At 38.6% G+C, this 9,336-nt stretch carries 4 protein-coding genes and 1 pseudogene; 2 read left to right on the top strand and 3 right to left on the bottom strand.

Features of this window, described 5'->3' with window-relative positions; genetic code table 11:
- Positions 1–206 precede the first annotated feature (206 nt).
- On the top strand, positions 207–2,876 hold the full coding sequence (adhE, locus tag AFK68_RS23005; protein ID WP_094675408.1) for a bifunctional acetaldehyde-CoA/alcohol dehydrogenase: 2,670 nt from the start codon (positions 207–209) through the stop codon (positions 2,874–2,876).
- 936 nt (positions 2,877–3,812) lie between these two features.
- Positions 3,813–3,944, top strand: a complete 132-nt coding sequence (locus tag AFK68_RS43590) for a hypothetical protein (RefSeq protein WP_256386634.1) — start codon at positions 3,813–3,815, stop codon at positions 3,942–3,944.
- Positions 3,945–4,397: 453 nt separating this feature from the next.
- Here AFK68_RS43590 and AFK68_RS23000 read toward each other — a convergent pair whose 3' ends face one another.
- From AFK68_RS23000 to AFK68_RS42330, 3 genes and pseudogenes are all read right to left on the bottom strand, one after another.
- Complete coding sequence (locus tag AFK68_RS23000; protein WP_094675406.1) at positions 4,398–5,384, bottom strand: methyltransferase domain-containing protein; 987 nt, start codon at positions 5,382–5,384, stop codon at positions 4,398–4,400.
- 420 nt (positions 5,385–5,804) lie between these two features.
- Positions 5,805–8,891, bottom strand: coding sequence for a type ISP restriction/modification enzyme (locus tag AFK68_RS22995; protein WP_094675404.1), 3,087 nt, complete (start codon positions 8,889–8,891; stop codon positions 5,805–5,807).
- 284 nt (positions 8,892–9,175) lie between these two features.
- Positions 9,176–9,336 (bottom strand): annotated as a pseudogene (locus tag AFK68_RS42330) (protochlorophyllide oxidoreductase); the annotation flags it as partial.

Below are 9,336 nucleotides of genomic sequence, written 5' to 3'. Positions count from 1 at the left end.
TAATTCTACACTGATTTCAAGTTAATAAAATTCAATTTAATACAGATTTAAAATCAATTAAATATTAAAAACAAAAAATATGTCAAAAAAATTAAAAAATTGAGAAAATAACTCAAATTAACTTGACAGGAAAAAAATGGAATTATAATAGAGTCGGATATTAAACCAGCTCCAGAAAAAGCCAAAATTTAGGTTAGGGAGAAAATATGAAAGTAACAAACGAGCAACAACTCGAAGAACTCATACAAAAAGTAAAATTAGCCCAAGAAAAATACGCAACTTATACACAAGAACAAGTAGACTACATCTTCAAAAAAGCAGCCCTAGCAGCCAACGCAGCTAGAATTCCTCTAGCAAAAATGGCAGCCACAGAAACAAGCATGGGAGTAGTAGAAGACAAAGTAATCAAAAATCACTTTGCTTCAGAAATTATCTATAACAAATACAAAAACGAAAAAACCTGTGGAGTCATCGAAGAGGATAAATCTTTTGGCTTTCAAAAAATTGCCGAACCAGTAGGAATTCTTGCTGGAATAGTTCCCACAACTAATCCCACATCAACAGCAATTTTTAAATCATTAATTAGTCTCAAAACTCGTAACGCAATAATATTTTCTCCTCACCCCAGAGCCAAAAAATGTACCTGCGAAGCAGCTAGAGTAGTTCTCGAAGCAGCAGTAGCAGCAGGCGCACCAGAACACATTATCGGTTGGATAGATGAACCAACAGTTCCCCTATCCCAACAATTAATGCAGCATTCAGAAGTTAAATTGATTCTGGCTACTGGGGGACCGGGAATGGTTAAAGCTGCTTACTCCTCTGGTAATCCATCTTTGGGAGTTGGTGCCGGTAATACTCCAGCTTTAATTGACGAAACTGCTCATATTAAAATGGCAGTCTCTTCAATTATCCTGAGTAAAACCTTCGACAATGGGATGATTTGCGCCAGCGAACAATCAGTAGTTGTGGTTGATAGTGTTTACGATACAGTCAGACAAGAATTTATAGATCGAGGCGCTCACTTCTTAACTCCAGAAGAAAAAGACAAACTGCGGAACAAAATTCTAATCAATGGACGGTTGAATGCAGAAATTGTGGGTCAACCAGTACAAAAAATTGCCGAAATGGCTGGTTTTTCCATCCCAGAAACAACCAGAGTTATAATTGGTGAAGTGGAAGACATTAACCATGAAGAACCCTTCGCCCACGAAAAACTCTCTCCCATATTGGCAATGTATCATGCAAGTAGCTTTGAGGAAGCTGTAGACAAAGCCGAAAGTTTAGTGGAATTTGGTGGACGGGGACATACGGCAGCTCTATATACTTCTCCTGCTAATGCAGATCATATTAAACGATTTGAAGATACTGTTGAAACAGCAAGGGTTTTGATTAATACTCCTTCTTCCCAAGGAGCGATCGGCGACATCTATAATTTCCGACTTGATCCTTCCCTAACTCTTGGTTGTGGAACATGGGGCGGCAACTCCGTTAGTGAAAACGTTGAACCTCACCATCTGTTGAATATTAAGACAGTAGCAGAACGTCGAGAAAATATGTTGTGGTTCCGCGTTCCTCCAAAAATTTACTTTAAATATGGAGCTTTACCTACTGCCATGCGAGAGTTGGCAGGTAAAAAACGGGCGTTTATTGTCACTGACAAACCACTCTATGAACTTGGGATAACTCGTGGTTTAGAAGATGTTCTCGATGAAGTAGAGATTAAATATGACATCTTTTATGATGTAGAACCCGATCCTTCCCTGGATACTGTGAACCGGGGTTTGGATATGATGCGGAAATTTAATCCTGATGTGATTATTGCCATAGGTGGTGGTTCGCCTATGGATGCTGCCAAAATTATGTGGTTGATGTACGAGCATCCAGAAATTGAGTTTGAAGGTTTGGCAATGCGGTTTATGGATATCCGTAAACGGGTTTATGATTTACCAGCTTTGGGTGAGAAAGCTATTTTAGTGGCAGTACCTACGACTTCGGGTACTGGTTCTGAAGTTACGCCTTTTGCTGTGGTGACCGATCGCCGGAATGATATTAAGTATCCTTTGGCAGATTATGCTTTGACTCCTAGTATGGCAATAGTCGATCCAGAGTTGGTATTGAATATGCCAAAAAGTCTGACTGCTTTTGGTGGAATAGATGCTTTGACTCATGCGGTAGAAGCTTATGTTTCTGTTTTAGCTTCCGAATATACTAACGGTTTGTCGTTAGAAGCTATCCGATTAATTTTCAAATATCTACCTTCTGCTTATAACAATGGTGCTAATGATCCAAAGGCGCGGGAAAAGATGCACTATGCAGCAACAATGGCAGGTATGGCTTTTGCTAACGGTTTCTTGGGAATTTGCCATTCCATTGCTCACCAGTTAGGAGCTATTTTTCATATTCCTCACGGTTTGGCAAATGCGTTGATGATTTCTCACATTATTCGTTACAACGCTACCGATGCGCCGTTCAAACAAGCAACTTTCTCCCAGTATAAATATCCTAATGCTAAATGGCGTTATTCTCGAATTGCTGATTATTTATTATTAGGTGGAGAAACTGAGGATGAAAAGGTAGATTTGTTAATTGCTGCTATTGAAGACTTGAAGAGTCAAGTAGGTATTCCCAAGGGAATTAAAGATGTGGTTTCTGTGAGTGAGGGTGAATTTTTTGCCAGGTTGGAAGATTTGGCAGACCAAGCTTTTGATGACCAATGTACTGGTTCAAACCCTCGTTACCCTTTGATTAATGATATTAAGCAGTTGTTGACTAATGCTTATCATGGTAACTTGGCTAGTTCTGGCGAGTTAAATGGTAATGGTAATGGGAGTCAGGGTTCAGGAGTTAAGAGTCAGGAGGAAATAGTAGCAAAATAAGGAGTCAGGAGACAGGAGTCAGGAGTCAGAATGAATCAAAACTTAGTGGGGTGTTGAAGGGCGATAGCATCACCCAACCATTACCTGCACAATGTAGGGGCGGGTTTTGACGATAACATCCTGCTGATGTCAAAGATTTTGCTAAACCCGCCCCCTATTTCATCGTAAATTTTCGGGAAGTTGGAAAAGTGCCAGTTTTAACGGCTGGATGAAAACGACCCGACGGGTTTTAACCCGTATTCAAAAAAATGTGTTATCATTAATTCTTAAAGACACGAAGACCTCTGAATCATGGTGAAAGCCCGATAGCTAATGGACGCTTCAGTTAAATGGTAGTTAATCGAAAAGGTAGCTCGGTGCTTGCCAGCACTCTGTTTCCAGCCGTTAGTCAGCACGTTGTACCTCTTCGCTGTGTGAATCAACCAATAACTAAAAAAAGTAGCCTCAATGGTCTTTGACCGGAGAGAGTAGTGGCAATTGGCACCGCCTAGTGAGCTGCTGCTGTATGCGTACTACGGTACGGTACTGGCAATGTGGCCGTTTCGATTTTTCGGGAACCGTGCAATGTGAAAATCGTGGTTTTAACCCGATTTACAGCTCCTAGTAACGAATCCACGCGACTTTAGTCCGTGGAGTGTCAATTATTGGGTAGTTCAATATTTTGGGATGAACCCGCCCCTACAGGTTTGGCTGGTGCATGGGGGCGGGTTTATTTACAGCAGTTTTTATTTCAGTAGACCACAGTAGGGGCGTTTGCGGAGCATGACCTTAGGAAATGGCATTCGCCCCTACAGAGTTTTGGTTATGATGGTGTGGTTGATCGAAAAGTGATCCAAATCACTTAAAATATTGTCATTAATCACATTGAATATCTTCAGCAGTCACATACTATTAGTAATTTTTATGAGATACTAGATCTAAAGTAAGGAGTGCATCATGGATACTAAAAACTGTACGAAACCACTAAAGTCAAATCCTTTTCAGTCTATTCGCGACCCCAAAACAGGAAGATGGGTAATTATTAAATCTTGCGAACAGCAAATTAAGAAAAAAGAAAAAGTAGCTTGAGATGGATATCACTTTCATCTAACATTTATCATCTATTTTTTAAAATTAATGAATCAATCAACAAAAGTAGTCTTTAATAGGCTACTTTTTTTATTACAGCGGTTTTCATTTGAATAACTGTTGCAGGAGTAATGAGTAATATCATGTTCGGATAAACACTAACTATAAAGTCATTGCGACTGGAACGGAGTGGAAGGTTTGCGGAGCATTCCGGAACGGATAGCAATCTCAAGGGTTTGAGGTATCTCTTCGATCTATATCCTAATCATAACTATTCAACCGAACATGATATAAGGAGTAATGAGTAAGGAGTCAGTATGATTGTTTATTTATCATTAAACCGCTGTAGGAGTTACCAGGTGAACCTAGAAACCCGGTTTCTCCTAGACGTCTATTGCTCAAAACAACCATTTATCCTAGAAACCGGGTTTCTTTGCGTAAGTCCTAATTAGATTAAACTTTTACTACTTCAGTTTCCATATTATCTGCTGATTTTGAAACTGAATTAGTTTTGACTGCACGGAACATTCCAAAGCGACAAAGGCCGTTCCCAAATGCCAGACGCATTAGTAGCAAAGTGGGTACTTCTCGTAAAGATTTAATCACCCCTGATAAACCAGAGCGAATCATCCCTTGAGGTTTAATTACACCTTGCCAAATAGAATCAAACCAAGAAGGAAGAGTTTCCTGCGTCCAATCTGCAGTTGTTACTTCCCCTTCTACTAATCCAGTTTCTGCTATTAGTTCCGAAAAGCCTTCGATACTAGAAAAAGCCGGATGAGACCACTGCTCTAATAATTGACGCATTACAGGTTTTTCCCAAAAATTAAGTTGTTTTTGGCGATCGTCTCGCTGATTCCAGTCAGCTACAACCAATATTCCACCAGGCTTTAATACTCGTATCATTTCTTGAGCATATTTGGCTTTATCTGGCATATGAGGTCCTGCTTCAATAGACCAAACTACATCAAAACTATTATCTGGGAAAGAGAGTGCTAAAGCATCATCTACCTTAAATTTAGCGTCAACTCCTTCAGGGGTTAGCTCCTGTGCGCGTTGTACTTGTTGAGGACTAATAGTAATACCCGTAACATTAAATCCATACTCTTTGGCTAAAATACGGCTGCTACCACCTATTCCACAACCTACATCTATAACAGTAGTACCACGGGGTAGCTTATCGACACCGCCCCATTTAACCATTTCATGTACAAAGTCATATTTTGCAGTCAAGAAATCCTTCCTTTGTGGGGGCGAGCCATAATGACCTAAATGAATGTGTTCGCCCCAGTAAAATTCGAGGATGCCGTCTTCTGTCCATTCGTCGTAGGAATTGGCTACAGTTTCTGATGATTCATAACTGCGAGGATTTTTCAGGTAAAGCACAATGCCTATTACTGATAGTAAAAGTATAAGTCCAAGGGTGTAATATAGGTACATTAAAGAAATCGTGGTATTTATTGACAAGTTTCTTGGTATTATAGCAGGGAACAGGGAATAGGGAATAGGGAATAGGGAATAGGGAAGATATTTTCAGCAGATGTAGGTTGGGTTGAGGAACGAAACCCAACGCGATGTGCTTCCTTCATTTGAAAAGCGCTGTAGGCAAAGAAACCGGGTTTTTAGGATAAATCGTTGTTTTGGCAATAAATATCTACGAAAAAACCCGGTTTCTGGGTTTCTGGGTTCAATCTGGAAATTTTACAACTCTAGCTTATGCTAAATAAAGGGCAAATTTATTTTCTGGAGAGGTCTACTTATAGCACTTTTGATGATCGTGAGCTACATCTGTAACACAGCCTTCTAGGCTGTAACAACCTGGAAGGTTGTGTTACAAAATTGAATATTGATTTTCTGACTTCAATCTAGCGATGGCAACCCATTAACAATATCTACTGTTTCTAAACTAACTGTAATTACTTGACCGATTAATCGCACAATATATTGTTCGTCGTCTAAGCGGTTGGGGTCATTTTCAATCTGACTCCGTTTGTCTATTTTTACTTGGTAGCGATCGCTAATCCAATCTAAAGCTGATCGATTTCCGAGACGATATTCAAAGACTTTTGGGGGAATATCCGCTAAGGTGAGAAACTCGTTATAAATTAATTGGGTTTTGTCTTTGCTGAGTTTCATTTTTTCGACTCGCCAATTTAAGGGAACTTCTTCATTCTCGATAAATGTTAACGAATATTCCTCTTGTTGTTCGTAGTTGATGTGAATTTCGGCGAGGCGTTTTCCGGCTTTGGCAAATCCGTGAAAGTCTGGAGCGTAGGGTATGCGGGGTAATTCTCGTTTGAGGTTATCGGCGTATTTTTCTCGATAGGTGGGATGGTGTAAGAGGGCGTAGATATAATAGAAGATATCCCATTTAGCGATCGCCTCGTCTTGGTATTTTTGGCGAAAGGTGTCTAAGCTCCAATCAGTGATATTTTCTTGGCGGTTACTTCCATCTTCGTCGTAGGTGTAGAAGGGAAAACATTGGGTTTTTTCAAATGCAAAATCTAAACCTAAAACATATTGACTAACCATACAACCAAATCCTTTTCTATCACCAATTCCTGCAACAGCGATCGCCCGATTCTCTTTTTCAGTCTCCGGGGTAGGGAATATGTAGGGAAATTTATAGCGAGCCTCGTTTAAGTGAGCATCAAAGTAAAGACAAGATTTCGTAAAAGGACGATAAAGAGACTGTCTAATATGATTTTGGTCATATTCTACGATAATTCCTCGCTTTAAATGGTTTTTTAAAGTTGAAGACCAACTAATTTTAGTATCATCATAAGTGACAAAATCATCGACTTTAACCGATCTGTCTTGCCTATCCTGCCATTTCCTGACTTGTTCATTATAAGTAGCGGTCGTCTGTTGAACATTTTCTGCTAATTTATCAGGATTAAAATTATAAGCCCAAACATCGCGATTAGTCTTTACTCCGTTGCTAAATAATTTAAAAATAGTATCGGTTACTTTTCCCTTTGCAGCTTTAGTTTCCTTAGTTCCCATTGGGATAAAAGTTTCAAAGTCAGCTTGCAACCCTGCCGTTAACCAGGTATTTTTTTTGTCCGGTTTAATTTCTTGCCAGTCAATGCCAGCAAATGTTTTTGCTTTTTCCAGGAAAGCAAATTTTTCTTGACGAGTAGCTTTCCAATCAACCTCACTGTAAAAAATCTGATGCTTTTTAATACCTTTATCTTTTCGTTTGATTAAAAATGTCACCGCTATACCCACCATTGCAGCTAAACCAAACACAGTATGTTTTTCTCCAATGGGGATACCTTCTCGCATTGAGTCTTTTCTGACATTTCCCTTTAAATCTAAAACATAAATCACATCAAAATCTTTGGCTAAATGTTGTCGCATCCCATCAAAAGCAATCGCATCAATAAAACTACTATTAGTGACAAAAGCCACAATTCCCTCATCTTTAATTCTATCTGCAGCCCAACGAAAAGCTTTTACATAAGGGTCTAAAAGAGAAATTTTATTCGTCGCTTTTGAGTCTTTAGAATAAGTCTGAGCTACCCGTCGATTTACTTCTCCATACTTCCGATTTTTATTATTATCATTCTCATTTTGTTGCCAAGCATTATAAGGAGGATTACCAATAACTACAAAAATATTTGAATCTTGCTGTCGTTGCACCCGTTGAGTATTTTCGGGAGTAAACAAATCTAACTGTAACGCTTCTTGAACAGAAAAAGTATCCACCAAACAAATACCTTCAAACGACTCATATTTTTTCGTTGCCTCCAAATATTCATGCTCAATATTCATCGAAGCAATATAATAAGGTAACAACATCACCTCATTACAATGTAACTCATTCTTATACTTATCAGGTAGAGAAGTTTTCTTAATTTCCCGCATTATTCGCATTAGAAAATTACCCGTTCCTACAAACGGATCGAGAATATGTACCCCTTTATGACTGAGAGACTTCTTAAACTCTTTTCTCAAAATCTCATCAACACTTTTTACCATAAAATCAACAATAGATTGGGGTGTATAAACAATGCCATGAGTATCAGCAACCTTAACAGCAAACCCTTGGAAAAACTTCTCATAAACCGTGTTTAAAAAATGCTGTTTCTCACTATACTCCTTAATAGTTTTAGCAGCTTCTTCTAACGCCAAATAAAAATAATCTACCTCCTCCAAAAAATGATTCCTGCTAAAAGACTTCGAGGTTAAAGCATTAATAACCTTCTCAATTTCCACCGCAATAATATTCCGGCGACTAAAATCTGGATTATCAAAAATCTGGCGAAAAATTCGTTCCGTCAACAAATGCTGAATCAGCATTTCTTCCACCGCTGCATCAGAAATATTCGGATTAATCGACAGACGGCAAATATTACTAAACCCATCAAACGCAGCAATAAACTTTTTATTAGTTTTGCGTTGACTCTGAATTAACTCAACTAATTTTTCCCCTAAATTATGAACTCTTTCCCCAAACTCTGTAGCTGCCTTTTCCCAATTTTCTATCTGGGGTGGGCGATATTCAAAAAATAACTTCAGACTTTCTACCAGAGCTTCCGGTTTAGTAATTTCTCCATCATAAACCTGTTTTCCCCCTTGCCAAATAATCACCCGTTCGGGAGACTGAAAAATAATATTATCTTTCGGATAACCTTGTTTAAACTTCTTTTGTACTTCTTTAGCTAAATCATCCTCACTATCTTTCGCTTCCCAGATACCATGTTTAAGAGTATCATCCCTAACTAATAACCCATCAACTCGGATTAGTTTTTTCTTAGTTAATTGAATACTCTTTTCTTGTACCAACATCCAATTAAACTGTTGACAACAAGCAGTTAACAAGTCAGCAAAAGCAACTTTTACCGCCCCTTCATTAACAGCATTCAACTGTTGAAACTTTTTTAAATTTTGGTAATATAATTTGATAGGTTTGTGAGTAGGTTTGAGGTTTAGAATAGCCATAAACTTTCAAGAATTAATAATTACAAAGAAACCCGGTTTCTACGATAAATCCTTGTTTTGAGCAATAGATGTCTACGAGAAACCGGGTTTCTGGGTTCAGCTGCGTAAGTCCTGTAATTAATAATTAATAATTACCTCTTCTTAAAAAAAGAGGATTGACCAAAATGATCGGGACTTACGCAAAGAAACCCGGTTTCTTGGATAAACCATTGTTTTGAACTATAGACATCTAGGAGAAACCGGGTTTCTGGGTTCATCTGCGTAAGTCCTGCATTGTCAAAAAATTAAGCTAAACCCACCAATTTTGAACTAAGTTCCCAAAGCTTAATTGCCTTATCATCATCACTCGCTTCATCAGACACCTCTTGTACAAAAGACCGACGATCTTTCTTTTGACGATTTCCCCAACTCCAATACATACCCGACTCTTTATACTCATCATCTT

Source organism: Hydrocoleum sp. CS-953, from assembly GCF_002260545.1.
Lineage (GTDB): Bacteria > Cyanobacteriota > Cyanobacteriia > Cyanobacteriales > Microcoleaceae > Trichodesmium.
This window is presented reverse-complemented; position numbering and strand designations above follow the sequence as displayed.